The sequence below is a fragment of the Kitasatospora sp. NPDC114501 genome, assembly GCF_055633695.1.
Genome location: NZ_JBVKDS010000011.1, coordinates 33,005 through 56,898 on the forward strand (window position 1 = coordinate 33,005; position 23,894 = coordinate 56,898).

Genomic DNA, 23,894 nt, shown 5'->3' on the forward strand with positions numbered 1-23,894 from the left:
GGTGAGAGGTGGATGCGAGCGGTGGTGGTCAGCCGGTGACGGTCAGTTCGACGAGGCTGGCCGGGGCCCCGGTGCCGCCGATGCCGACGGACTTGAAGCCGTTGGTGGGGACGTCGACGGTCTGCGAGGTGGTGCCGGTGGTGAGGCCGGCGCGGACGGAGCGGCCGCCGCTGGTCTGGATGTAGAAGACGTCGGGCAGTTGGAGGGAGAGGTTTCCCGTGGTGCCGGCGACGGTGAAGCAGATCTGGTTGTCCGGGTTGCCCGGGGCGAGGGTGCCGATCTGGATCTGGGTGGTCTGCTTGCAGTCGGCGAGCAGGATGTGGCCGTCGCCGCGCAGCAGCTTCACCTTGGTGATGGCGGTGGCGCCGGGGTAGGAGAAGTCCTCGACGGCCGGCGGTGCGGCGGAGTTGTCGGCGGGCGGCGGGGTGGTGTCGGCGGAGGCGATCGCGGTCGCGCCGCCAAGGGCGGCGGCGGTCACGGCGGCGGTGGCCAGCCAGCGGCGTGCGGTGGTGCGCAGGAGTCGGTGGGTCACCTGGGGCTCCATGGGGAGTGTGGGCGGGGAGGCGGTGGAGGTCAGCCGGTGACGCGCAGTTCGAGGAGGGTGGCGGGCTTGCCGTTGCCGGTTCCGCTGCCGATGCCGACGGGGACGGCGGTGCCCTTGGCGATGTCGACGCTCTGGGAGACGCCCTCGCTGGTGAGCTTGGCGTTGATGGAGTAGTCGTCGGTGCGGATCCGGTACACGTTGGGCACCTCGACGGCGAGGTAGCCGGTGCTGCTGGTGGCGCGGAAGCAGATCTTGTTGCCGCTGCTGTTGGGCAGGTCCGAGCTCAGCACGCTGATCTGGTCGTCGACGGCGCAGTCGGACAGCATGATGTGGCCGTCGCCGCGCAGCAGCTTCACGTTCGGGAACGGGGCCGCACCGGGGTGCATGAAGTCCTCGACGGCGGGCGGCGCGGCCGAGTTGTCGACCGGGGTGCCGTCGGCGGAGGCGAGCGCGGTTGCGCCGAGCGTGGCGGCGGCGGCGATGGTGCCGCCAATGAGCCAGCGGGACAAGTGCTTTGACATGCCTGGTCCTTTTCGTTCATCTTGCGTTGCCCTGACGGGCAGATCCTCGGAATCGGGTGACCGGCCTGAATGGTGGGCGAACCAGTCGGGTGCGACGAGACGTCATTGTTCGTGTTAATGACCGGAATTGGCTGCCCCGCTTCTTCGTGGTCGCGGCCGGAATCCGGTTCATCGAACCAGATGGGCTGGTGCCCGGACAACCACTTTCGAGGACCGGCCAGGCGAGATGTCATGCTTTCGAAGCCGTTGGGTGCTTGTTGGCGATGCCGTTGCATTTGCTTGGCTATTGCTCGCCGTCGGGGGTTTCCTTGGATTTGTTCTGACGGGCAACTTCGTGACTTCGTAGACGTTCTGATGTGACGTCACTTATCGTTGGGCTCCGCTGCGGCCGGGATTCGGCCGACGTCGACAGTGGAGGTTTCCCGTGCACCCTTCGATATCCCGTTCAGGACGGCGCGGGAGGGGGAGGCCGCCATTGCTGGGCAGGCTCTCCCTGGGCCTGTTGCCACTCGCCCTCACAGCCGGTCTGGTGGGGTCGGGCATCCAGACCGCCGCCGCGGTCGAGCCGGCCGATGGGCCGGTCGCGAGCGCACGCGAGCGCGCGGTGGAGGCGTGGCTCAACAGTGGGCCTCGCGTGCACGCGCTGGCCGAGGCCGCGCTGGCCGGTTCCGACCAGGACGTGCAGCGGTTCGTCGACACCGACCTCGCCGGAGCCCAGCACGCGGACGACCTGCTCGCCGCCACGCAGATCTCCAGCGTGGGCGGGCCCAAGGTCCGCGAGGCCGCCGACAGGGCCATTGACGGCACGGCTGACGAACTGCGCACGTTCCTCCAGCGCGGCTGGCAGTCCGCCCTCGACGCGGACCGGCGGCTGTGGATCACCCGGATCACCGACCCCGCGATGGGCGCCGGAAGCAGCCTTCAGGCCGCAGGAGACGCCGCGCTGCGCGGCAACACCAGTGACGACCTGCAGCGCTTCCTGACCGAGACCCAGTTCACGGCGAAGGATGCCGACGACCGGGTCAAGCTGGTCCAGATCCTCAGCACGGGCGGCGCGAACACCCAGGCCGCGGCGCGTGCGGCGCTGAACGGCACGATCCAGGACGTCCGCGACTTCCTGACGACCGGCCAGTACATCGCGCAGAACCGCGACATGGAGCGCGCGAGCATCGCCCTGCTGGTGCAGCAGGCGAAGGACGCGGGCGCGCAGGCGGCCCAGGAGACCGCCGCGGCCATCGAGGCCAAGAACAAGGCGGTCTCCGAGGCGCAGAAGGCCATGGAGGCCGCCGCCCGGGCCGCGTACGAGACGCAGCAGGCCGGCAACGACTCGGCCAAGGCCACGGAGGCGGCGAACAAGGCCGCCAGCGCGGCCGAGCGCGCGGGCGCGGCCGCGAAGACGGCGCTGACGGCCGCCCGTGCGGCCAACGCGGGTGCGCGGGCCGCCGCCTACGCGGCGTCGAACGCGGCCGCCGCCGCGGCCGGGGCCCAGCGGGCCGCCGCCGCCGCGCGGACCTCCGCGGCTGCCGCGGCCGGTGACGCGACGAAGGCGCACGAGGCGAGGGTGGCGGCGGACGCCGCCGACGCTGCCGCGAAGCTGGTGGAGGCCGCGAAGGACACGCTCGTCCACGCGGACAAGGCCCTCAGTGACAGCCAGGCCGCTACGGGTGCCGCACTGAGCGCCAAGGGCAATGCCGATGCTGCGGCGGGTTCGGCCGAGCAGGCCGGTGCCTACGCGGACAGCGCGGGCGGGCAGTCGGCGAAGGCCAAGCAGGCGGCAGCGGCGACGCGCCGTCAGGCCGCCGAGGCCGGCCGTGCGGCCGCCGCCGCGCAGCAGTTGGCCGGGGAGGCCGCAACCCAGTCTCAGGCGGCCACGGCGCTCCTGAAGTCCGCGGGCGAACACGCCGCCGCCGCGGCGCTGGCCGCGCGGGACGCCGCCGACCACGCGGGCGAGAGCGCGAACGCCGCGCAGCTGTCCACCGACCACGCGAACGCCGCCTCCGGTTTCGCCACGGACGCGCAGACCGCGGTCGACAAGGCCAACGCGATCCAGGACCTGGCCCGCCGCACCGAGGCCGAGGACCTGACCAACCGCACCGCGGTGGCCGTGGAGAAGGCCCGCCAGGCCAGGGCCGACGAGGCGGAGAAGCAGGCGCAGACCGACCAGGCGGCCCAGGAGGTCCAGAAGGCCCGGGCCGAGGCAGCCCGGCTGGCCCAGCTGGCCGACCAGCCCGGCGCCACCCCGGCGCAGGTCGCCACCGACGGCCGCAAGCTCGCCATGATCTCCCGCAAGATCTCCGGTTCGTGGGGGAACTCGGCGGCCGTCGACGCCCTGTCCGGTGACGACGCCGCCGTCTTCGCCTACGTGAAGACCGGGCGACGGGAAGCCGAGGAGCGGGACGCCCGCGACAGTGTCGCCGCGATCCACAAGAACTCCGACAGCGAGGCGGTCCGCACCGCGGCCTACACCGCGCTGCAGGGCAACGCCGACCAGATCAGCGCGTTCCTGACGAGTGGTCAGTACGAGGCCGCCGCGCCGGAGAACCGGCTGACGATCACCCGCATCACCGACAAGGCCGGCCCGGCCGTCAAGGCCGCCGCCGACCAGGCGCTGCGGGTCAACACCCCCGCGGTGCTGCGGGACTTCCTCGGCAAGGGGCTGTCGGACGCGCAGGCCGCCGACGACCGGCTGACCGCGACCCGGCTGGAGGACGCCCCGGCCACCGAGCCCGAGCTGAAGGCCGCGGCGAAGGTCGCTCTCGAAGGCCCCGTGCAGGACCTGCGCGCCTTCGTGGCCGAGGGCCAGTACACCGCCCAGCAGAAGGACCGGCTCACCGCCGTCCACGTCGCCGACGTCAAGGGCCTGATCGCCCAGGCCACCGCCGCCGCCGCGACCGCGGCCCAGAACGCGGCCACGGCCCAGGCCGCCGCCGCCGTGGCCCGCGCCGCCTCCGAGGAGGCCAAGGGCTACGAAGCCGCCGCCCAGGCGTCGGCCAACACCGCCACCGAGTACGTCGCCAAGGCCCAGGCCGCCGCCGACGCCGCCCAGGCCGACGCGGCCAGGGCCGCGGCGTCCGCGAAGACCGCCAACGCGGCCAAGGCCTCGGCCAACCGCGACGCCGCCAGCGCCGTCCACTCCGCCAACCGGGCCGAACAGTCGGCCCGGCAGGCCCGGTCGGCCGCGACCGACGCCAACAACTCCGCAGCCGACGCCCGGGCCTCCGCGGAGGCCGCCGGCAAGGACGCGACGGCAGCCCAGGCCGCCGCCGACGACGCCCGTGCGAACTACCAGGCCAAGTTCGACGCCGAGCAGAAGGCCGAGGCCGAAAGGCTCGAGGAGGCCCGCAAGGAGGCCGACTACAAGGCCCAGCTCGAAAAGGAGAAGCAGGAAGCGGTCGCGGGGATCGAGGAGGAGATCAAGAAGGCGAAGGAGGACAACGAGACCTCCAACGCCATCTACCGTCTCGTCTCCGAGACCATCCACCTCACCCTCGATGTGATCGGTGGTGCGGGCGGCGTCATCGCCCCCGGGCTCGCCGACATCGCCGACCTCGTCAACTGCGCCTATTACGCCGTCGAGGGCAAGACCACCGAGGCGGTCGAGTCCTGCATCGGGGCGATCCCCTTCATCGGCGACGGCGCCGCCATCGCCAAGCTCGCCCGGTGGGCGAAGAAGTTCGGCTCCTGGGGCGAGAAGGCCGTCGAGTTCATCCAGAAGCTCGTCAGGCGGGTTCCCAAGTCCTGCCCATTGCCGAACAGCTTCGCGGCGGGTACCCCCGTCCTCATGGGCGACGGCTCCACCCGCGCGATCGAGACCGTCAGGATCGGCGACGAGGTCCTCGCCACCGATCCCGTCAGTGGACGGACCGGATCCCGCCGGGTCTCGGCCACCATCTATGGCCCGGACGACCGCGACTTCACCGACATCTCGCTCGGCGTCGGTCGGTCCCTGACCAGCACCGACCACCACCCCTTCTGGTCCGAGAACCGGAAGACCTGGATCGACGCCGTCGACCTCACGGCCGGCGACGAACTGCGCGACCCGGCCGGACAGACCCATCGGATCGAGAGCGTCCGGCACTGGAACACCCTCCAGGGCGCCTACAACCTCACCGTCGACGAGCTTCACACGTACTACGTGGCAGCGGGCGACACACCGGTGTTGGTACACAACGCCAACGAGCCGCTGTGCCTGCAGCTCACCACCAAGGAGGTCGACGATGTCTTCCACAAGGCCACCTTCGACAATCCCAGCGAGCAGTTCCTGTACCACTACAAGGAGCAGGGGATTCCGAACGGCATGTCGCAGCGGGAGTACATCGACGCGGCCAAGGCGGCGGCCGAGCGTGTGAGTCAGCCCGGCTTCCAGAAGAACAACCCTGACTGGAAGGTCAACCTCAAGGACATCGGATCCCACGAGGACAACCTGCGGGGGAAGGCGTGGACCAACAAGGTGACGGGCGAGGTGGTGTTCACGTCGATGGATGGCAGTAGGGTCGTGACGTACCACCCCCCGGCGAGGAGGTAGCGGAACGATGGGACGACCTGAGGGACTGGGCTTCGTCGATGCCTACACCATCTGGAGTCACGTTCCGTATCCGCCGCACGGCACGACGCCGGAGTTGAGGGCGCTCCGCGCCGATCTCGCGATCGCCCACGAGCACACCACGGGGGCCGTCGTCTTCATGAGGACCGGTGCGTTCAGGCCGTCGGGTGCGGATGTCCTGGCGGAACTCGACGAGATCATCGTTCAGGCCGACGTCCTGTGCGGTGAGTACGCGGGAGAAGACCTGGCGGTCGCGCGGGAGATACACGCATACGCGGCGTTGCTGGCGATCGTCTACCGGGGCTTCCTCGAAGCAGGTGAAGCCGTCTAGGCGGTGGTTCCGTCGAACGCAGAACGCCCGGCCGGGGATTCCCGGCCGGGCGTTTCCGCGTGTGTGGCCGGCGGTTACCGGTGGGTGAGGCGCTGGGCGAGGGTGCGGGCGTGGGTGGCGGCGGTGGGGCCGCGGGTGGGGTCGGGGGCCTCGGAGAGGAAGACCAGGGCGAGCATCAGGGCGGCGTCCAGGCGGCAGGCGAGGAGGCAGGGGTCGTCCTCGGCGGGGACGGGGGCGACGGTGGCGTAGCCGTCGCGGAGGGCGGTGAGGTCGAGGTCGTTCTCCGGGTAGCGGGCGTACTCGGCGAGGCGGCCGAACTCCAGGGCGGGGGTGCCGAGCAGGGCGTTGGACCAGTCCAGGAGGGCGGTGGTGCGGCCCTGGCGGCGGCGGAGGTTGGAGCTGCGGACGTCGAGGTGGAGCAGGCTGTCCTCGGTGAGGGACGAGAGGTGTCGGGCGAGCAGGTCGGCGGCCGGGGGCTCGGGCCAGTCGTCGACGAGGCGGGCGAGTTCGGCCCAGCGGCGGCCTATCCGGGTGATGAGGGCGTCGGCGGTGGTGCCGCCCTCGGCGGCGACGGGGCGCAGCCGAGGCGGGGGCACCCGGTGCAGGTGGGCGAGGAGTCGGCCGAGGGCGTGGGAGTCGAGCGGGGAGCCGTCGTCCGGGACGTAGTCGGAGAGCAGGACGTCGGGGGAGTTCGGATCGTCGGCGAGGACCAGCTCCCGGGCCCGGGCGACCGGCAGGCCGTGCTCGGCCAGGTGCCGGGCGACGGCGTACTCCTGGACGAGCAGGGCGCGGGTGTCCACGTGCGGGTCGTTGGCGTTGGAGTCGAAGCGCCGGTGGGCGAGCCGGACGGCGACCGGTCCGCCGTCCGGTCCCTGGGCCCGGAAGACGGTGAACTCCAGGCCCTTGCCGACGAGTTCCAGGCCGCTCAGGCCCCACTGCCCGGCCAGCCGGTCCAGTACGGCGAAACGCTCACTCATGCTGCATCCTCGGGGGTCTTGCGACGGTCGGTCATCCTGCTGTCCCGCAGCAGGGTGTAGGCGATCGGCAGGCAGGTCAGCAGGGTGACCACGCCGCCGAGGGCGAAGGCGGCGCGCGGCCCGGCCGAGGCGCTCACCCGGCCGAAGACCAGCGCGCCGAGGGGCATCGTGCCCCAGGCGAACAGCCGGTAGACGCCGGTGGCCCGGCCGAGCATCCGGTCCGGGATGATCGTCTGGCGCAGCGAGACGGCGACGACGTTCCAGACCATCAGGGCGAAGCCGGTGACGCAGTAGGCGACGGTGACCACGGCGACCCGGTCGGTGGCGGCCACCGCCAGCCCGGCGACGCCCATCAGGGCCAGGTTGCCGACCAGCGCGGGGACCCGGCCGACCGCCGTGGTCAGCCGGCTCGCGACCGTGCTGCCGACCACGCCGCCGACCGCTCCGGCGGCCAGCAGCGCCCCGTACGCGGCGTCCGGGAGCGCCAGCACATCGCGCACCAGGATGACGAAGACGGCGATCTGGCCCAGGTAGACGGCGTTGATGACGCCGGCGGAGACGGTCAGGGCGCGCAGCAGGGGGTCGCGCAGGACGAGCGCGACGCCCTCGCGGATGTCGGCCAGCAGTCGGGGCCGGTCGGCCGTGGGCTGGCGCTCGGGCTCGGGGCCGCGTACCCCGCGCAGCAGCGCCGCGGAGAGCAGGAAGGAGACCGCGTCGATCAGCAGCGGGACCGCCCGGCCGACCGTGAACAGCACGCCGCCGACCACCTGCCCGAGCAGGTCGCGGCCGACCGTCTGGACCGCGAAGAGCCGGCCGTTCGCCGACTCCAGCCGTTCCTTGGGGACGACGCTCGGCAGCAGCGCGAAGGACGCGCAGTCGAACAGCACCTCGCCGATGCCCAGCAGGAACGCGGCGGTGAGCAGCGGCCAGAAGGTCAGCCATCCGGCGGCGAGCAGCCCGACGGTGAGGATCAGCACCGCGGCGCGCAGCAGGTCGGCGAGGACCATCAGCAGGCGCCGCTCGAAGCGGTCGGCGTACGCCCCGGCGGGCAGGCCGAACAGCAGCCAGGGCACCGTGGTCGCGGCGGTGACCGCGGAGACCTGGAAGGCGTCGTGCAGCACCGCGGTGGACAGCAGCGGCAGCGCGGCGAAGCGCATGCCGTCGCCGACCGCGGAGGAGGCCGCGGCGCCGATGGCCCGGTGGTAGCCGGAGCCGGGGCGGACGGTGGTGTCGGTGCTCACCCGCGCGGCTCCGCCGGGTCGGGCCGCCCGGCCGAGAAGACGGCGCAGCGCAGTTCGCTGGTGTACCGGTGGCCGTCCACCTCCAGCCAGCGCTGGTCGGGGGCGGGCAGCATCTCGGAGATCTCCAGGGTGCCCTCGGCCCTGGCGGCCAGCCGGCCCAGCTGGCGCACCAGCAGGGGGGACTCCCAGTCGACGTAGACCGGCTTCGGCTCGCCGGGGACCTTGACGAAGACGTGCCGGGGCAGCCGGTGCTCGGCGCGCAGCCGGCAGGCGGCGACGAACTGGGCGGCGTCGTCGCGCCCCTTCTGCCGGCCGAAGGCGGTGGTGTCGCGCAGCCGGGCGGCGGGGATGCGCCAGGTCTCCCGCTGGAGCACGACGCGGCCGCAGCGGATGCGCGGGATGTGCGCCAGGTCGGGGGCGTCCAGCCCGGCGCCGCCGAAGTGGCGGGGGAAGGCGAACGGGGAGAGCGGGTCCTGCCGGATGCTCGGGCCGCCGGCCGGGGGCGCCATCAGGCGCAGCCGGCCCTCGACGCCGTGGGCGCGCAGCTCCAGCCGGCCGTCGCGCAGCACCAGGTACAGCTGGGAGGGTTGCAGCACCCGGTCGCGGGACTGCGCGGAGCGGCCGTAGACCTCCAGGTCGTGGCAGGGGTAGACGAGCTGGGTGGAGGATTTGTCGGGGTGGCCGCGGGACAGGTTGGCGAGCACCTCGTCGTCGGCGAGCAGCGACTGGTAGCCGCGGTACACCTCGGAGAGCAGCTCGGGGGTGTGCTCCTGGATCAGCGGACCGAAGCTGGTGTGGGTGATGACCTCCCGCACCGCGTGGCAGTCGCCGATGACGGCGGTGAACCGGCCCTCGGCCAGGTCCTCCCGGCTGCGGGCGGCGAACAGGATGTCCGGGTCGCAGACCGCGGGCGGGCTGCTCGGCTGGGCGGCGAGGACGGCCGCCATCCGCTCCCGGTCCACCACGACCTCGGAGCGGTCCGGGTCCGTCGCGGCCTCGCCGAGCAGGGCGGCGCCGATCGCCCGGTCCAGTTCGGCGAGTTCGGCCTCGACGGCGAGGCACTCCCGGGCGATGGCGTCGCGGTCGCGGAAGAACTCGGCGTAGAGCACGTCCAGCGGGATCTCCACCCCGGGGCCGAACCGCTCGGCGACCCACCGGGTGAGGATGACCAGTTCGCGCCGCATCCGCAGGCGGGGGCCGGCCAGCACGGTCTCGTAGACGATGGACAGCTCGTCCGTGATGAAGCGGGCGAGGTCCGGGCCGACGGTCAGGTCGGTCGGCCGGCCCCGGGCCTCCTCGAAGAGGATGCTGCGGTCGGCGTAGTGCAGGCCGCTGTTGCGGTTCGCGGGGCCCCCGGTCAGCTCCTCGAAGCGGGCCTTGGACTCGGCGAGCGCGGCCGCGCGCTCGGGCAGCGGGAGCCGGGCGAAGCGGGTCAGGTCGGCCTCGAAGCCGTCGATCGCGGTGAGCAGTGGGGCGGCCAACTCGGCGGAGGCCGCGAGCAGTTGCTCGCGCAGGGCGGCCAGTGGCCGGTGGTCGCCGATCGGGATCTCGAACTCGACGACCAGCCATTCGAGGTCGGCGAGTTCACCGAGCACCTTGTCGAAGGGGACGGGGCAGCGCAGTTCGTCCTGCCAGGCCTGCCGTAGCTCGCGCAGGGTGCGTTCGCCGTCGCAGTGCTCCCACAGCCAGGCCTCGTACGGTTCCACCGGGCGGCCGCCGAGGTGCTGGAAGTCCCAGTCGGTGTCCAGGCCGTCGCGGGTGGTGAAGGCGTACAGGTCGATCCGGCCGTCGCGCAGGAAGGACAGCGGGCGGCGCCGGGGCCGGGCGTGGTCGAGCAGGCCGGGGACGGCGGCGGCGCTCTGGGCGAGCTTCTCGGCGGCCCAGTGGCTGAACAGCGCCCGCCGTTCCAGCTCCCGCTCGCCGGACCAGGTGATGCCGGGGGCGGTGCCGACCCGGCCGGGGGTGAAGGGGCCGAAGTGCGAGTGGGTCTCGTTCTTGGTGGTGACCCGCTGGAGGTACATGGTGAGCAGGTCGGTCATCTTGCGGGTGCGCCGGCCGGTCTTGCCGTCGTGGGTGTCGAGCCAGGCGGCGAAGGTGGGGTAGGCGGAGTCGTTGGAGAGCAACAGGACCTGCCGCAGGCGTTCGTCGCCGAAGGCCTCGACCACGGCGGCCCCGGCCCGGTCGAGGCGGTCCTGGTGCCGGGCGGCGAACGCGGTCTGCTCCTCGGCGAACCGCCGGGCGGCGTCCTGGTAGGAGCGCAGGGTGGCGGCATCCCCGTCGGGTACGGCGGCGGCCGCGGCGGCGAGTTCGGCCTCGGGGACGGGCAGCAGGAAGCCGGCGGGGGAGGACAGCCTGGCCGCGCCGGGCACCGGGTGCCGGCGCAGGGCGGCCTTGAACTCGTCGGCCAGGGCCTTCAGCCGCAGGCCGTGGTCGACCAGGTCGCGGGCCTCCTCGGCGGCGGCCGGGTCGGCCAGCGGCGCGAGCAGTTCCATCGGGAATCCGGCCTGGCGGAGCACGACGACCGGCGCGAGCTGCCAGGCGACGCGCGCACCGGGCTCGGTACTGGTCTGGGGGTCGTTGACGGTGGTCACAGCCTCACCTGGGGACTCGTGCGGACGGGGGGACGTCGGTCGTGGCGGTGGTGCCGGGGACGGTGGTGCTGCCGGACGGGGCGGCGGTGCTGCCGGGCGGGACGGCGGTCGGGATGGTCGTGGCGGGCGGAACGGCGCCCCGCACGCCGGTGCCGCCGGACGGACGCCGGTCGTGCAGGGCGTCCAGGACGGCCAGCGGGTCGGCGGGGAGCGCGGGCAGCAGGCCGGGGCGCGGCGCCCACGGCTTGACCCGCACCCCGTGGTAGTCGGACCCGGCGGTGGCGACCAGGCCGAGCCGCCCGGCGGCCTCGGCGAGCCGGGCGCTGTCGGCCGGGGTGTGCCAGCTGGTCCACACCTCCAGCCCGGCCAGCCCGGCCGCGCGCAGCGGCTCCAGCAGCGCCGCGCACCCCGGGGTGTCCAGCCCGGCGGTGTGCGGGCCGGGGTGGGCGAGGACGGCGACCCCGCCCGCCTGCTCGATCCAGGACAGCACGTCCACCAGGTCGGGGTTGACCGGGTGTTCGACGTGCAGCGGCCGGCCGGGCCGGCACCAGTCGGCGACGAAGCGGGCGAACCGGTCGTCGCCGTCGGCGTACGGGGCGAACCGGGGGTCGTCCCGCGCCGCCTCCAGCAGCAGGGCCAGGTAGTCGTTGACGTAGGCCACCCGGTCGCCGCCGATGCGGCGCTCGACGTCCGCCCGGCCGATCGGCACGCCGAGGGCGTGCGCCCGGTCGGTCCAGGTGCGCCACCAGGCCAGTTCGGCGTCGTGGACGCGCCCGATCCGCTGGCGGAACGGTTCGTCGCCGGGGTCGACGAAGTAGGCCAGGCAGTGGGTCTCCTCGCCCCGCCAGGTGGTGGTGATCTCGCAGGCCGGTACCACGGTGAGGCGCCCGCCGGCGGCCCGCTCGAAGGCGGCGACGCCCGCGACGGTGTTGTGGTCCGTCACGGCGGCCACCCGCAGCCCGGCCTCCACGCACCGCCGGGCCAGCTCGGCCGGGGCCTCGTCCCCGTCCGAGTGCCGGGTGTGCAGGTGCAGGTCGACCGGGGTGGCCAGGGTGGCGGGCGCCCCCCGCATCAGCGGGCTCCGGGCAGGGTGCGCCGCCAGGAGGCGGCCAGCCAGCGCTCGTACTCGGGACCGGACGGGTCGTCCACGACCAGGCAGAGCGGCTCGATGATCCGCCCCGCACCGCCGGCCAGGCCGCCGTGCAGCATGGTCAGGTTGTGGCCGAGCAGCAGGTCGCAGTGCTCGCCCGGGGCGAGCACCTCCCACCGCCGGCGGAACGCCGTCCAGGTCAGGCCGGTGGCCGTCAGCAGCTGGTGGCAGAAGAGCCGGGCCGCCTCGCCCCGGCACTCGCCGCAGGCGCAGCCCTGGGCCAGCAGCACCGCGGCGGGATAGCGCCGCCGCTCCTCCTTGGTCAGCTCCGCCTCGCTGTGGTGGAAGGACAGGCCGTGCCAGAACGACTCCTCCAGCCCGAGCATGGCGCCCACCGAGGGGTAGGCGCAGCCGTGCTCCGACTGGCGCGCCAGGCCGCGGCTCAGGTTGTCGCCGAGCCAGCGGGCCGCGGTGGCCGCCGGGTCGTCCCCGCGGTCGATGCCGCGCCGCTCCAGCACGTCGTCGAGCACGCCGAGCCAGTCGTAGTACGTGGTGACGCTCAGCCCCTCGCCGACCTCGGGCAGGAAGATGCCCTGGTACATCTTGTGCGCGGGGGTGGTGGTGTACCCGGAGTCGCCGTAGGTGCGCCGGGCCGGGTCCCAGTCGGGGGCGTCCTGGAGGCTGGGCGTCAGGTACGAGCAGTGCTGGCCGTCGTGGTGGGGCAGCAGGGTCCGGGTGGTGTAGCCCTCGGGCACGTAGGTCCGCTGCGCCCGGTCGACCTCCAGCCGCATCCGCTCGGGGGCGCCGCGGGCGATCAGCGCGGTGCGGACCCGCTCGACGATGCCGGTGGACAGCCGGCGGCTGTCCTCGACGCCGAGCCGCAGCCGGCCGATCCGGAAGACCGCGTAGCCGACCCGGTGGATGACCTCGACGGCCTCGGCGGCGAGGTCATCCAGCGCGTGCTCGCGCTCGGCGGGGGCCCCGGTGATCAGCCGGGAACAGTCGAACTGCGCTTCGTGGGGCGTGAATCTCACCGGTGCTCCCGGGGTGCGGAGGTGGGGCCGGGGGCCCAGGGCGCGAGTTCGGCCGGGGCTCCCTCGGTGCGGAACAGGAACTCGAAGAGCAGCCGGGCGGCGATCTGCGCGGTGCCGCCCGACGGGTCGTAGCGGGGTGCGATCTCGGCGATGTCGACGGCGCCGACGGGCAGCGCCCGCAGCTCCTCGTAGACGTCGAGGAGGTCGCCGATGCCGATGCCGCCCATGGTGACGTGCCCGGTGCCGGTCGCCGCGGCGCTGTCGAGCACGTCGATGTCGAGGGAGACGTAGACCGTGTCGCAGCGCGAGCCGAGCTCCTCGATCACCGGGCGCAGGGCCGCGGCGGCGCCGTCCCGGGTGATCTGGGAGCCGGGCACGACGTGGAAGCCGCTGTCGAGCAGGCCGCGGAACTGGTCGTACTTGGTGACGTCCCCCACGCCGACGAAGGCGATGTCCTCCGGGCGCATCTGCGGGATCTCGCTGATCCGGCGGGAGTTGGAGCCGTGGTAGAGCGGCCCGTGCAGGGTGCTCCAGTTGCCGAAGTCGAAGTGGTGGTCGATGTTGACGAACCCCACCCGGCCGGCGCCGCGGTCGAGCCGTCCGGCGCGGAAGCCGGCGAAGGTGGGGAAGGTGCACGAGTGGTCGCCGTTGAGGAAGACCAGGTTCGGGGCGTTGCGGCTGAGCCGGCGGCTCTCGGCGGCGACGGCCTGGAAGGTCTTCACCGTGTCCGTCGGGTAGATGTGCAGGTCGCCGGCGTCCGCGACGCGGGGCGCGTGGTAGCGGAAGGTCTGCCCGGTGCGGGTGTCCAGCATCCGCCACTGGCCGAGGCTGGTGAGGTAGCTGGAGAAGACCAGGCTGGCCTGGCGGATCGCCCGCGGCCCCTCCGCGGCGCCCGGCCGGGAGCTGGCGGTGGCGTCGAAGGGCACGCCGGACACCACCCAGCCCTGCTCGCCGACGTCCACCTGGTCGGCGGTGGTGGTGGGGGCGCCGAAGAGGGTGCCGACGCCGGCCCAGCCCGGCAGCGGGTCCTGCTCGAAGTCCTCGGGCTTGACGCTGTTCTGGAGCGCTTCGAAGTCGGGCAGCTCGGTCATGTCAGTTCTCCTGCACGGCGGGTGCGACGGGTGCGGCGACGGGCAGCGGGTCGCGGATGATGGCGTGCGCGGCGGCGATCTTCTCCTGGAACAGCTCCCAGCTGTCCTCCGGGGACAGGTGCCGGGGCCGGTAGACGACCGGGGCGTCCTCCCGCCAGTCGGCGAAGTCCCAGTTGAAGATGCGCTCGCGCAGCCGGGGGAAGTCCGGGGTGAGCGGGTACGGGACGAAGTTGTAGAGGTTGAAGAGCCACAGCGCCGATTCGTTCTCCCGCATCCAGCTGACGGTCTGGCCGTGCGCGGCCTCCGTCTCCTCGTCGAGGCCGCCCATCATGTTGAGGACGATCTTCAGCCCGGCGTCGCTGAGTTGACGGATCTTCGAAGTGTAGTCGTCCAGGCCGCGGGAGAGCTTGTTGAGCCGCTTCAGCATCTGCGAGTCGGCGGACTCGAAGCCCAGCTCCACGGCGACGACGCCGAGTTCTTGCATGGCCTCGACGATCCACTCCTTCACCTGCATCACGTGGGTCTGCACGATGAAGCGGTAGCCGGGGCGGTCCCGGAAGACGTCCAGCAGGTTGGCGACGGCCTCGCGGGACTGGCCGAAGGTCTTGTCGCCGATGTAGAAGAGCCGGGTGTCCGGGAACCGGCTGGTCAGCTCGTCCACCTCCTGGGCGAGCGCGTCCTTGGCGACCAGGGTGAGCTGCTTGCTCCAGGCGTCGCCGCAGAACGAGCACTGGTACAGGCAGCCGTGGCTGGCGTTGAGCCGCAGCAGCGGCACCCGGCCCTGGTAGCCGCCGAGGTGGCGGTAGTCCGGTGCCCAGGTGATCCGGTCGGACACCAGGCCGGGCAGCAGGGGCTTCTCCAGGCTGCCGCCGGACCCGGAGGCGAGTTCGACCAGCCGCCGCACGAAGGTCGCGTCGAGCTGGCCGCGGTGCACGGCGTGCACGGCGCCGTCCGGGGCGAGCGGGGCCATGTTCCCGCCGAGGACGACGCGCCGCCCGGCGTGCTCCAGCCGCTTGGCCACCTCCAGCGCGAGGCGGAGGTTCTGGGCGAGCGGGGACATCAGGACCAGGTCACCGGGGGCCGTCGCGTCCAGCAGCGGCTCGGCGCAGTCCTCCGGCTCGGCCGGGGTCCGGGACAGGTCGCGGAAGACGGAGTCCAGGCCCGCGGTGTTCAGCAGGGCGGTCAGGTGGGCGACCCACAGCGGCATCTCCCACAGGCCGTCGGTCGGGATGAAGTACTCGGGCAGCAGGGCCCGGAAGCGCCGGTCGTAGTCGTCGTAGTAGCGCGACAGGTTCGGGTCGGGGTCGTGGCTGGAGGGGAAGGGCAACTGGACGATGCAGCTCTTGGTCATGGCCGTGCCTTCGGTCGGTGAGGGCGTGGGGTCCTCGACGTGGAGCACTCAGTGGGAACGGCGCGAGAAGACCGCACAGCGCAGCTCGCTGGTGTGACGTTCTCCGTCGATGTCGAGCCAGAGGTGCTCCGGGGCGGGGAGCATTTCGCTGAACTCCAGGGGAACGGCCGTCCTCCGGGCGAGCCGGAAGACCTGCCGGACGATGAGGGGCGAGTCCCAGTCGACGTAGACCGGTTTCGGCTCGCCGGGGATCTTCAGGAAGCCGCGGCGCGGCAGGCCGAGTTCGCGGCGCAGCCGGCGGGCGGCGGCGAACTCGGGGGCGTCGCCCTTGGACCGGTGGACGCCGGGGCTCCAGCCGCGCAGGGCCTCGGCGGGGATGCGCCAGCGCTCCCGGTGCAGCACGATCCGGCCGCAGCGGATGCGGGGCACGTGGTCGCGGTCCCGGTCGCGGATGCCGACGCCGCCGAAGTGCCGGGGGAAGGCGAACGGGGAGAGCGGGTCCTGGCGGATGCTGGGGCCGCCGGCCAGCGGGGCGAGCAGCTTCAGCCGGCCCTCGACGCCGTGGGCGCGCAGTTCCACCCGGTCGGGGGTGGCCACCAGGTACAGGCCGCCGGGCTGGAGGACGTCGCCGCGGGCCTTCGGGGAGAGCCCGTACACCTCCAGGTCCGGGCAGGGGTAGGTGAGTTGGGCGCCGGTCTTGTCGGGGTGCGAGCGGGAGAGGTCGACCAGCACCTCGTCCTCGTCGAGCAGTCCCTGGTAGCGGGTGTGGATCTCGTCCAGCAGTTCCGGCGCCTCGGCCTGGAGCATCGGGGCGAAGCTGGAGTGGGTGAGCGCCTCGCGCACCGCGTGGCAGTCGCCGACGACGGCCAGGAAGTCGCCGCGGGCGATCGCGGCGGCGTCCGGCGCGGCGAGCATGACGTCCGGGTTGCACAGCGCGGGCGGGGTGTCCGGGTGGCGGGCGAGCAGCTCCTCCAGCCGGGCCCGGTCGACGACGCTCTCGTGCCGGCCGTCCTCGACGCCGTCCAGCAGCAGGTCGACGACCTCCCGGTCGAGTGCCGCGATCTCCCGGTCCACCTCCTCGCACTCCGCGGCGAGCCCCGGCTTGTCGGCGAAGAAGGCGGCGTAGAAGTCCGGCAGCGGTACGGGCGTGCCGAGGCCGAAGCGCCGCGACATCCAGCGGTGCAGGATCGCCAGTTCGCGGCGGACGCGCAGCCGGGGGACGAGCAGCGTCAGGTCGTAGACCGCGGACAGCTCGCGGCCGATCAGTTCGGCGACGTCCGGGCCGAGGAGGACGTCCCGGACCGGGCTGTACGCCTCCTCGTAGAGGATGGCGCGGTCGGCGTAGTGGCGGCCCTCGGAGCGGTTGGCCGCGGCGCCGGTGACCTCCTCGAAGGTCGCCTTGAGCTCGCCGAGCAGGGCCGCGCGCTCGGCCGTCGGGCCCTCGGCGAAGCGGCGCAGCCCGTCCTCGAAGCGGCGCACCACGGCGAGGTCGGGGGAGTCGTCGGCGAGGTGGCCGGCCAGCGAGCGCAGCACGTCGGTGGACCCGATCGGGATCTCCCAGCGCCCGATCAGCCAGTCCTGGTCGACGAGTTCGGCCAGGACCCGGTCGAAGCTCCGGTCGGTGGGGCGGTCCGGGCGCCCGGCCCAGGCGGCGCGCAGCTGCGCCACCGTGCGCTCCCCGTCGCAGTGCTCCCAGAGCCAGGAGCGGTCGGCGTCGAATGTGTCGGACCTCACCGCGACGAAGCGCCAGCCGTCCGGCATGCCGGTGGTGGTCTCGAAGGCGTACAGCCGGACCACGGGGCCCTCGGCGAAGGCGAGCGGCCGCCGGCGGGGGCGCACCGTCCCGAAGGTCTCCGGCCGGGCGCTGAACACCCCGGCCAGCGCCTCGCCCGCCCAGTGGCTGAGCAGGGCGATCCGGCGCAGCGGGCCGGTGGACCAGGTGACGCCGGCGACGGAGGTGCCCTCCGGCGCCGTTCGGGCGACCGCGAGCGGGCCGAAGTGCGAGTGGGTCTCGTTCTTGGTGGTGACCCGCTGGAGGTACATGGCGAGCAGGTCGGTCATCCGCCGGACGTGCCCGTCCGACCCGGCGCCGCCGGAGGCGATCCAGGCGGTGAACTCCTCGAAGCGGGCGTCGTTGGACAGCAGCAGGACCTGCTGGAGGGAGGGCTCGCGGAACAGCTCCACCACGGTGCGGCGGGCGTGGGCGAGGTCGGCGGCGTGCTCCTGCTCGAACGCCGCCCAGTGGGCGTCCAGGGCCAGCACCGCGTCCTGGTAGCGCTTGGCGCAGTCCAGGGCGGCCGGGCCGAGTTCGGCTTCGAGCCGGGCGAGGTCGGCGGGCGGGAAGGGGCGGAGCATGCCGACGCCGGAGGCGAGGTCGCCCCGGGTGCCGGCCCGCTCCGCGCGCAGGGCGGCCTTCAACTGCCGCCCCAGCTCGGCGGCTTCGTCCCGCAGGGTGAGCACGGTGTCGGCGGCCCGGGTGGTCGAGGGGGCGACGACGCGGTCCAGCAGGGAGAGCGGGTAGCCCGCGTGGCGGAGCATCGCGACCGGGGCGAGCGACCAGCCGGTGCCGCCGTCCGGGTCGGCTCCCGGGGTGCGGCCGGCTCCCGGGGCGGCTTCCTCGGGAGGCCGCGTGTCGTCCGGGCGCCATGTCGACTCGTTCAAGATCGCCCCCTGCTGTGTGACTTGATCACGACAGTTCGTGACCATAACAACGTGTCGAGGGGGCTTTCAATAACGATGGGGTCACCGCGCCGATTTCCGGCCAAGATTGACCGGCGGCCAACCGAAATCCGAGGTGGTGTGGCAGGAGCCTGACGTTGGAACGGCCTCAATCGTCCTGATCAGGCCTGAAGTTGACGTCGGACCAGCCCGCTGCCGGAGGGTCGGGAGGCGGTGCGGGCGTACGCGGTCAGCCAGTCCAGGTCGCGGTGCCCGGCGCCGTAGCGCTGCCGCTCGTTGACGACTCGCACGTCGGGCCCGGGGAAGCCGGCCGTCTCCAGCAGGCCGCGGACCCGGTCCGCGGTCTGGTAGCGGAAGAAGCGGGCGGCGTCGGCGCTGAAGGACTCGACGAACTCCTCCTCGCCCTCCCCCTCCTTGAAGCTGACGAAGAGCGCCCCGCCGGCCCGCAGCACCCGGCGGAACTCGGACAGCGCGGCCGCCACCTGCTCGTCCTTGAGGTGCAGCAGCGTCGCCTGGGACCAGACGCCCGCGAAGGAGTCGTCGGGGAGGTCCAGCGCGCACACGTCCATGCGCCGGAAGTCCAGCCCGGGGTGGAGCTCCCGGGCCCGGGCGAGGAGGGGCTCGCTCAGGTCGACCCCGGTCACCGCCACGCCCCTGGCCGCCAGCAGGGCCGTGTCGCGGCCGAAGGCGCACCCGGCGTCCAGGACCGGTCCGGCCGGATCGGGGAGCATTCCGGTGAAGCGGTCGAGTTCCTCGTCCGGAACCATGCCCCTGGTGGCGGACTCGTACTTGTCGACGCCGTGCTCGTAGGCGGCGATGGTGCGTGAGAGGTAGTCAAGCATGCCTGGAACCTACCCTCGTGGGGCCCGGAAAGGCCCGGAGGCCCGGGGCCCGGAAGGGCCGGAGGGGGCGCCCCACCCGGGCGCCCCCTCCGGGCGGGTCAGGACTGCGCGGCGAGCAGCGCGGCCAGTCCGTCCAGCCCCCGGTCGACGGTGGCCGGGTCCACCTGGCTGACGGAGAGCCGCAGTTGGTGCTCCCCGCCCGCGCCCGGGTAGAAGTGCGACATCGGCGTCCAGATCACCCCGTACTCCGATGCCGAGCGTTCGAGCAGCGCGTCGTCCACCACGCACGGCACCGTGAGCACCAGGAAGAACCCGCCGCGCGGCTCGTTCCAGGTCACCCCGCCGCCGGGCGGGAAGCGCCGGGCCAGGCCCTCCAGCACCAGCGAGAGGTTGCGCCGGTAGAGCGCGGCGACCTCGGCGTTGGCGGCCCGCAGGCTGTGGCCGTGCTCCAGCAGCGCGCCGCCGATCACGGCCTGGGCGATCGGCGAGGTGTTCACCGTGGTCATGCTCTTGATCATGCCGAGCAGGTCGGCGAACAGGGCGGTGCCGCCCTGCCCGTCGTCCACCAGCTGGTCCGCCACCACGTACCCCACCCGGGCGCCGGGCAGGGCCGTCTTGGCGAAGGAGCCGAGGTGGACCACCCGCCGGTCGGTGTCCAGTGCCTTGAGCGAGGGCAGCCGCTCCTCGCCGGCGAACACGCAGTACGGGTTGTCCTCCAGCAGCAGGAAGTCCTCCTCGCCCGCCAGCGCCAACAGCTCCCGGCGCAGCTCCAGCGGCAGGCTGGCCCCGCTCGGGTTGGCCACGTCCGGCACCAGGTAGAGCGCCCGCGGGCGCAGCCCCTCGGCCCGGGCGGCGGCCAGCTGCCGGCGCAGGTCGGCGAGGTCCACGCCGTCCGGGCCGTCGGCGACCGCCCGCACCGGCAGGTCGGCCAGCAGCGCCGCGCCGGTCAGCCCCACGTAGGTGGGGGAGACGGCCAGCACCACGTCCTCGGGGCCGCGGCGCAGCGCCCGCAGCACCAGGAACATCGCCTCCTGGCAGCCCACCGTCACCACGAGCGACTCGGCGGGCACCTCGATGCCCTCGTCGGTCGCGAGGTGGGTGGCGATCAGGTCGTGGATGATCCCCTTGGTCCGCCCGTACTGGAGCACCTGGCGGCGGGCCGCCTCCTCGGTCAGCCCGCGCTCGGTGCGCAGGTGGTCGAGGTAGCGGTCCAGGTGGCGGTGGACGGCGTCCAGCTCGAAGAACTGCTCGGCCGGGCGGCCGGCCGCGAAGGAGACCGCCTCCGGGTAGCGGATGGAGATCTCGTTGAGCAGGTTCATCGAGGTCATCGCCGGGTCGGCGAGGGACGGGTGCAGGCCCGCCAGCAGCAGGTCGTGCGGTGCGGCGATGGTGGTCACGGGGTGCTCCAGGTGGGGCAGGGCAGGGTGGTGGTGCGCAGCTCGGCGGCGGCCCTGAGGTCGGCGCAGCCCGCGAGGCCGAGCGCGTGCCGCAGCTCGGCGGCCAGCAGGTCGAGGACCTCGGTGCAGCCCGCCTCGCCGCCGGCCGCCAGGCCCCAGATCAGCGGGCGCCCGAGCAGCACCCCGGAGGCGCCGAGGGCCAGGGCGGTGAGCACGTCCGAGCCGCCGCGCACCCCGCTGTCCATCAGCACCTGGCAGTCCTCGCCGGCCAGCGCCTCGGCGACGGCCGGCAGGACCGTCAGGGAGGGCACGGCCCGGTCGAGCTGGCGGCCGCCGTGGTTGGAGACCACCACGGCCGCGGCGCCGATCCCGGCGGCCCGCCGCGCGTCGCCCGGGTCGAGCACGCCCTTGACCACCAGCGGCAGCGCGGTCTGCCCGCGCAGCCACTCGAGGTCGGCCCAGGTGACGCCGGGGGAGAGCAGTTCGGCGGTGTGCGCGGCGACCGCCGAGACGGCGGCGGTGGACTCGTGCGCCCGCCCGCCGGCGCCGCCCTCCAGCAGCGCCGCGCGGACGTCCCCGGGCAGCGCGAAGGCGTTCCTGGCGTCGCGCAGCCGGCGGCCCATGTACGGCACGTCGGCGGTGACCACCAGGGCCTCGCTGCCGGCGTGCTCGGCCGCCTTGACCAGGTCGAGCAGCCGGCCGCGGTCGCGCAGCCAGTACAGCTGGAACCAGAGCGTGGCACCGGTCCCGGCCAGCTCCTCGAAGCCGACGCTGCTGAGCGTGCCGACGGTGAACGGCACGCCCGCGGCGGCGCAGGCGCGGGCCGAGGCCAGCTCGCCCTCGGGGTGGAACAGCCGGTGGTAGGCGACGGGTGCCGCCGCCACCGGCAGGGCCGCCCGGCTGCGCACCAGGGTGGCGGCGGTGTCCCGGGTGCTGACGTCGGTCAGCACCCGGGGCACCAGGCCCACCCGGTCGAAGGCGGTCCGGTTGGCGGCGAGGGTCAGCTCGCGCTCGGCGCCGCCCTCCAGCCACTCCCAGACCTCGGGCGCGAGCACGGCCCGGGCCCGGTCGGCGTACTCCGCGACGGACAGCGCCGGGCGCCCGTCGGCCGGGTCGGCCGGGTCGGCCGGTGGAACGCTTCGGACGGACGCGCTCATCCGGCCACTTCGCTGGCGTTGCGCTGGAGCTCCACGGCCTCGTAGAGGGCGCGGATGTTGTTGCTGCCGAAGTTGCGGGCCCGGATGCGCTCGATCACCTCGAAGAAGAAGGTGTTCCGCGGGTGCTGGGAGCGGGTGAAGATCTGGAACAGCTGGCCGTCGTGGTCCTGGTCGACCAGCAGGTTCAGCTCGCGCAGCTGGTCGGTGGAGTGGCGCAGCGGGGTCAGCCGGCCGGGCAGCGCGTCGTAGTAGGTCTGCGGGGTGCGCAGGAACGGCACGCCGCGCTCGGCCATGGTGGAGACGGAGTGCACCGCGTCCTCGGAGGCGAAGGCGACGTGCTGCACCCCGGCGCCGCCGTGGCCGGCCAGGAAGGAGGCGATCTGGCCGCCCGCGTCCGCGGCGAGCGGCTCGATCAGGGTGAGGGTGACGCTGTGGTCGGCGCTCTGCACGACGGCCGAGTCCATGCCGAGCGTGCCGAACTCGACCCGCTCCTCGAAGATCGTCCGGAAGCCGAAGACCTCGCGGTAGCGGTGCTCGGTCGTGCGCAGCTCGCCGAACGGGACCAGGACCGCGAAGTGGTCGACGGAGCGCAGGCCGACCTCGCCCTCGCCGGTCAGCGGGAGCGGGTCCGGCAGGCCGGGGATGCGGCCGGCCGGGGCCTCGGGGCCGCGCTCGATCAGGGTGTGCACCACGTCGCCGAAGGCGTCGACCACGGCGGTGACGCAGCCGTCGGCGGCCAGCGGCGGGCGCAGCGCGGCGGCGCCGCGGTCGGTGAGGGTCCGGAACGCGTCGGCGGCGTCCGGCACCCGCAGGCCGAGGGCGGCCACGCCGTCGCCGTGCCGCTCCAGGTAGCCGGTGGCCGGGTGGCCGGCGGCCAGCGGCTGGGTGACCAGCAGCCGGATCGAGGCCTGGCCGAACAGGGCGGAAAGGCAGCGCTCGGCGGCCTCGCCGCGCTCGGTCGGCGGGACGAGCAGCTCGAAGCCGTACTCCTCGGTCAGCCGGGTGGTCTCGGTGCCCAGGTCGGCCACGTAGAACTCGACGTGGTCCAGCTCGACGGGGATCGGGGTGACGGTGGGAGAGGAACGGTCGGTCATCTGAGGAGCTCTCTCGTGAGGAGGAACGGGAGGTGCTGAGGGGTGATCAGGCGGCGGTCAGGTGGGCTGGAGGTCCTTGGCGTCCTGCGGCTCGGCCGGGCCGTCGCCCTCGCCCGCGGCCTGCGGCGCGGTCTCCGGGGGCTCCGTCGGGGCCTCCGGCTTGCCGATCAGGTGGGCGGCCGCGAGCAGCGCGCCGACCACCATCACGCCCAGCACCACCCGGAAGTCCAGGGCGGCCACCAGGCCGGAGCCGACGCCGACGGCCAGCGCCTGCGGGGCGGTGAGCGAGAGGTTGACGGCCGCCTGGGCGCGCCCCATCAGCTGCGGCGGGGTGGACGCCTGGGCGGCGGTGGCGAGCCCGACCAGGGCAGCCGGGATGCCCGCGCCCGCGATCACCAGGCCGGCCGACACCACGTACAGCGACGGCGCGAGCAGCAGGACGGTCCCGAGGCCGAACACCGCCGACCCGGCCATGACCGTCCGGCGCGGCCCGAGCCGCCCGATCAGCAGGCCGCCGACCACCGAGCCGGCCAGCGCGCCGACGGCCTCGGTGGTCTCCAGCACGCCGAGGAACTGCGGCGAGCGGTGCAGCCCGTGCTGGGTCAGCGCGAACAGCACCGGCTGGAGCAGGCTCAGGACGAAGCCGGAGGCGGCGGTGGCCACCACCAGCGGCCGCAGGCCGACCGAGGAGCGCAGGTGGACGAAGCCCGCCAGCACCTCGGTGCGCCACCGCAGGCCCGAGGGCTCCGGCTTGACCTCCGCCACCCGCAGGGTGAGGAAGCTCAGCGCCGCCAACAGCAGCACGGCGAGGTCGGCCACGGCCACCACGTGCCCGCCGAACCAGCCGTAGAGGCCCGAGCCGAGCAGCGGCGCCACCAGGGTGGTGCCGGCCCGGGCGCTCTGGGTCAACCCGGCCGCCGCGCCGAAGTCCTGACGCTCGGTCAGGATGCTGCGCAGCAGCGCGCTCTGCGCCGGGGCCAGGACGGCTCCGGCCAGACCGCAGACCGTGGCGGTGCAGTAGATGATCCAGACGGTGTCCCGGCCGTCGACCAGCAGCAGCGGCAGCAGCGACACCGCGACCGCCAGGTTGACCCCGACCAGCAGCGGCTTGCGGCGGACCCGGTCGGCGAGCAGGCCGCCCAGCGGCAGCAGCAGCAGTGGCGCGGAGAAGCAGAACAGCACCAGACCGGCGGCGGAGTTGCTGCCGGTCAGCACCTTGGCCCAGATGCCGAGGGCGATGGAGAGGGCGCTGTCACCGAGGACGGACAGGGTCTGCCCGGCGAGGTAGCGCCGGAACTCCGGGCGGGCCAACAGGGGGTGCATGGCGGTTCCTTCGCTGCGCCGACGGCGCTTCGGGGTGTGCGGGTGCATGCGGTTCGTGCGGTGGTGCAGGGGCCGGGGCGCCCGCGGG

General features: G+C 73.7%; 17 protein-coding genes. 2 read left to right on the top strand and 15 right to left on the bottom strand.

The window, feature by feature from the left end:
• Window positions 1–28 precede the first annotated feature (28 nt).
• Complete coding sequence (locus ACZ7RU_RS21220) at window positions 29–532, bottom strand: hypothetical protein (RefSeq protein ID WP_470342483.1); 504 nt, start codon at window positions 530–532, stop codon at window positions 29–31.
• 41 nt (window positions 533–573) lie between these two features.
• Entirely contained in the window at window positions 574–1,065 is a 492-nt protein-coding gene (locus ACZ7RU_RS21225) for a hypothetical protein (RefSeq protein WP_470342484.1), read from the bottom strand.
• Window positions 1,066–1,540: 475 nt separating this feature from the next.
• Between ACZ7RU_RS21225 and ACZ7RU_RS21230 the strand changes: the two genes are divergently transcribed.
• The gene (locus tag ACZ7RU_RS21230; protein WP_470342485.1) at window positions 1,541–5,590 is read left to right on the top strand and encodes a polymorphic toxin-type HINT domain-containing protein; all 4,050 of its coding nucleotides are present in this window, start codon (window positions 1,541–1,543) and stop codon (window positions 5,588–5,590) included.
• A gap of 7 nt (window positions 5,591–5,597) precedes the next feature.
• Window positions 5,598–5,939 (top strand): hypothetical protein, encoded by a 342-nt coding sequence (locus ACZ7RU_RS21235; RefSeq protein ID WP_470342486.1) that lies wholly within the window; start codon window positions 5,598–5,600, stop codon window positions 5,937–5,939.
• A gap of 74 nt (window positions 5,940–6,013) precedes the next feature.
• On the opposite strand, the gene ACZ7RU_RS21240 is transcribed toward ACZ7RU_RS21235, so the two are convergent.
• The 13 genes from ACZ7RU_RS21240 to ACZ7RU_RS21300 all read right to left on the bottom strand — a co-directional run bounded on the left by ACZ7RU_RS21240 (window position 6,014) and on the right by ACZ7RU_RS21300 (window position 23,806).
• Window positions 6,014–6,916 (bottom strand): phosphotransferase family protein, encoded by a 903-nt coding sequence (locus ACZ7RU_RS21240; protein ID WP_470342487.1) that lies wholly within the window; start codon window positions 6,914–6,916, stop codon window positions 6,014–6,016.
• Entirely contained in the window at window positions 6,913–8,157 is a 1,245-nt protein-coding gene (locus ACZ7RU_RS21245; protein WP_470342488.1) for an MFS transporter, read from the bottom strand. Before ACZ7RU_RS21245 ends, ACZ7RU_RS21240 begins: the two co-directional genes overlap by 4 nt.
• Window positions 8,154–10,748 carry a lantibiotic dehydratase gene (locus ACZ7RU_RS21250; protein ID WP_470342489.1) on the bottom strand — a complete coding sequence of 865 codons (2,595 nt, stop codon included), beginning with the start codon at window positions 10,746–10,748 and terminating at the stop codon, window positions 8,154–8,156. Before ACZ7RU_RS21250 ends, ACZ7RU_RS21245 begins: the two co-directional genes overlap by 4 nt.
• 4 nt (window positions 10,749–10,752) lie before the next feature.
• Window positions 10,753–11,820: a PHP domain-containing protein gene (locus ACZ7RU_RS21255; RefSeq protein WP_470342490.1), complete on the bottom strand. Its 1,068-nt coding sequence runs from the start codon at window positions 11,818–11,820 to the stop codon at window positions 10,753–10,755.
• Complete coding sequence (locus tag ACZ7RU_RS21260) at window positions 11,820–12,872, bottom strand: hypothetical protein (protein ID WP_470342491.1); 1,053 nt, start codon at window positions 12,870–12,872, stop codon at window positions 11,820–11,822. Before ACZ7RU_RS21260 ends, ACZ7RU_RS21255 begins: the two co-directional genes overlap by 1 nt.
• The gene (locus ACZ7RU_RS21265) at window positions 12,869–13,963 is read right to left on the bottom strand and encodes an arginase family protein (RefSeq protein ID WP_470342492.1); all 1,095 of its coding nucleotides are present in this window, start codon (window positions 13,961–13,963) and stop codon (window positions 12,869–12,871) included. Before ACZ7RU_RS21265 ends, ACZ7RU_RS21260 begins: the two co-directional genes overlap by 4 nt.
• 1 nt (window position 13,964) lies before the next feature.
• Window positions 13,965–15,314 carry a B12-binding domain-containing radical SAM protein gene (locus ACZ7RU_RS21270; RefSeq protein ID WP_470342493.1) on the bottom strand — a complete coding sequence of 450 codons (1,350 nt, stop codon included), beginning with the start codon at window positions 15,312–15,314 and terminating at the stop codon, window positions 13,965–13,967.
• A 48-nt stretch (window positions 15,315–15,362) separates the two neighbouring features.
• A complete protein-coding gene (locus ACZ7RU_RS21275) occupies window positions 15,363–17,975 on the bottom strand; it encodes a lantibiotic dehydratase (RefSeq protein WP_470342494.1) in 2,613 nt (870 codons plus the stop codon).
• A 179-nt stretch (window positions 17,976–18,154) separates the two neighbouring features.
• Window positions 18,155–18,835, bottom strand: a complete 681-nt coding sequence (locus tag ACZ7RU_RS21280; RefSeq protein ID WP_470342495.1) for a class I SAM-dependent methyltransferase — start codon at window positions 18,833–18,835, stop codon at window positions 18,155–18,157.
• Between the two features lie 98 nt (window positions 18,836–18,933).
• Window positions 18,934–20,163 (bottom strand): aminotransferase-like domain-containing protein, encoded by a 1,230-nt coding sequence (locus ACZ7RU_RS21285; protein WP_470342707.1) that lies wholly within the window; start codon window positions 20,161–20,163, stop codon window positions 18,934–18,936.
• A 65-nt stretch (window positions 20,164–20,228) separates the two neighbouring features.
• On the bottom strand, window positions 20,229–21,389 hold the full coding sequence (locus tag ACZ7RU_RS21290) for an alpha-hydroxy acid oxidase (RefSeq protein WP_470342496.1): 1,161 nt from the start codon (window positions 21,387–21,389) through the stop codon (window positions 20,229–20,231).
• On the bottom strand, window positions 21,386–22,483 hold the full coding sequence (hppD, locus tag ACZ7RU_RS21295) for a 4-hydroxyphenylpyruvate dioxygenase (RefSeq protein WP_470342497.1): 1,098 nt from the start codon (window positions 22,481–22,483) through the stop codon (window positions 21,386–21,388). The genes ACZ7RU_RS21290 and hppD overlap by 4 nt, the downstream gene beginning before the upstream one ends.
• A 57-nt stretch (window positions 22,484–22,540) precedes the next feature.
• Window positions 22,541–23,806 carry an MFS transporter gene (locus ACZ7RU_RS21300; protein ID WP_470342498.1) on the bottom strand — a complete coding sequence of 422 codons (1,266 nt, stop codon included), beginning with the start codon at window positions 23,804–23,806 and terminating at the stop codon, window positions 22,541–22,543.
• Window positions 23,807–23,894 lie beyond the last annotated feature (88 nt).

What these genes read in the sequence shown, in the direction of transcription:
- ACZ7RU_RS21225 (WP_470342484.1), bottom strand. Translation starts at nt 1,065, where the DNA reads ATGTCAAAGCACTTGTCCCGCTGGCTCATTGGCGGCACCATCGCCGCC.
- ACZ7RU_RS21235 (WP_470342486.1), top strand. Translation starts at nt 5,598, where the DNA reads ATGGGACGACCTGAGGGACTGGGCTTCGTCGATGCCTACACCATCTGG.
- ACZ7RU_RS21240 (WP_470342487.1), bottom strand. Translation starts at nt 6,916, where the DNA reads ATGAGTGAGCGTTTCGCCGTACTGGACCGGCTGGCCGGGCAGTGGGGC.
- ACZ7RU_RS21255 (WP_470342490.1), bottom strand. Translation starts at nt 11,820, where the DNA reads ATGCGGGGGGCGCCCGCCACCCTGGCCACCCCGGTCGACCTGCACCTG.
- ACZ7RU_RS21265 (WP_470342492.1), bottom strand. Translation starts at nt 13,963, where the DNA reads ATGACCGAGCTGCCCGACTTCGAAGCGCTCCAGAACAGCGTCAAGCCC.
- ACZ7RU_RS21270 (WP_470342493.1), bottom strand. Translation starts at nt 15,314, where the DNA reads ATGACCAAGAGCTGCATCGTCCAGTTGCCCTTCCCCTCCAGCCACGAC.
- ACZ7RU_RS21280 (WP_470342495.1), bottom strand. Translation starts at nt 18,835, where the DNA reads ATGCTTGACTACCTCTCACGCACCATCGCCGCCTACGAGCACGGCGTC.
- ACZ7RU_RS21285 (WP_470342707.1), bottom strand. Translation starts at nt 20,163, where the DNA reads ATGACCTCGATGAACCTGCTCAACGAGATCTCCATCCGCTACCCGGAG.
- ACZ7RU_RS21290 (WP_470342496.1), bottom strand. Translation starts at nt 21,389, where the DNA reads ATGAGCGCGTCCGTCCGAAGCGTTCCACCGGCCGACCCGGCCGACCCG.
- hppD (WP_470342497.1), bottom strand. Translation starts at nt 22,483, where the DNA reads ATGACCGACCGTTCCTCTCCCACCGTCACCCCGATCCCCGTCGAGCTG.
- ACZ7RU_RS21300 (WP_470342498.1), bottom strand. Translation starts at nt 23,806, where the DNA reads ATGCACCCCCTGTTGGCCCGCCCGGAGTTCCGGCGCTACCTCGCCGGG.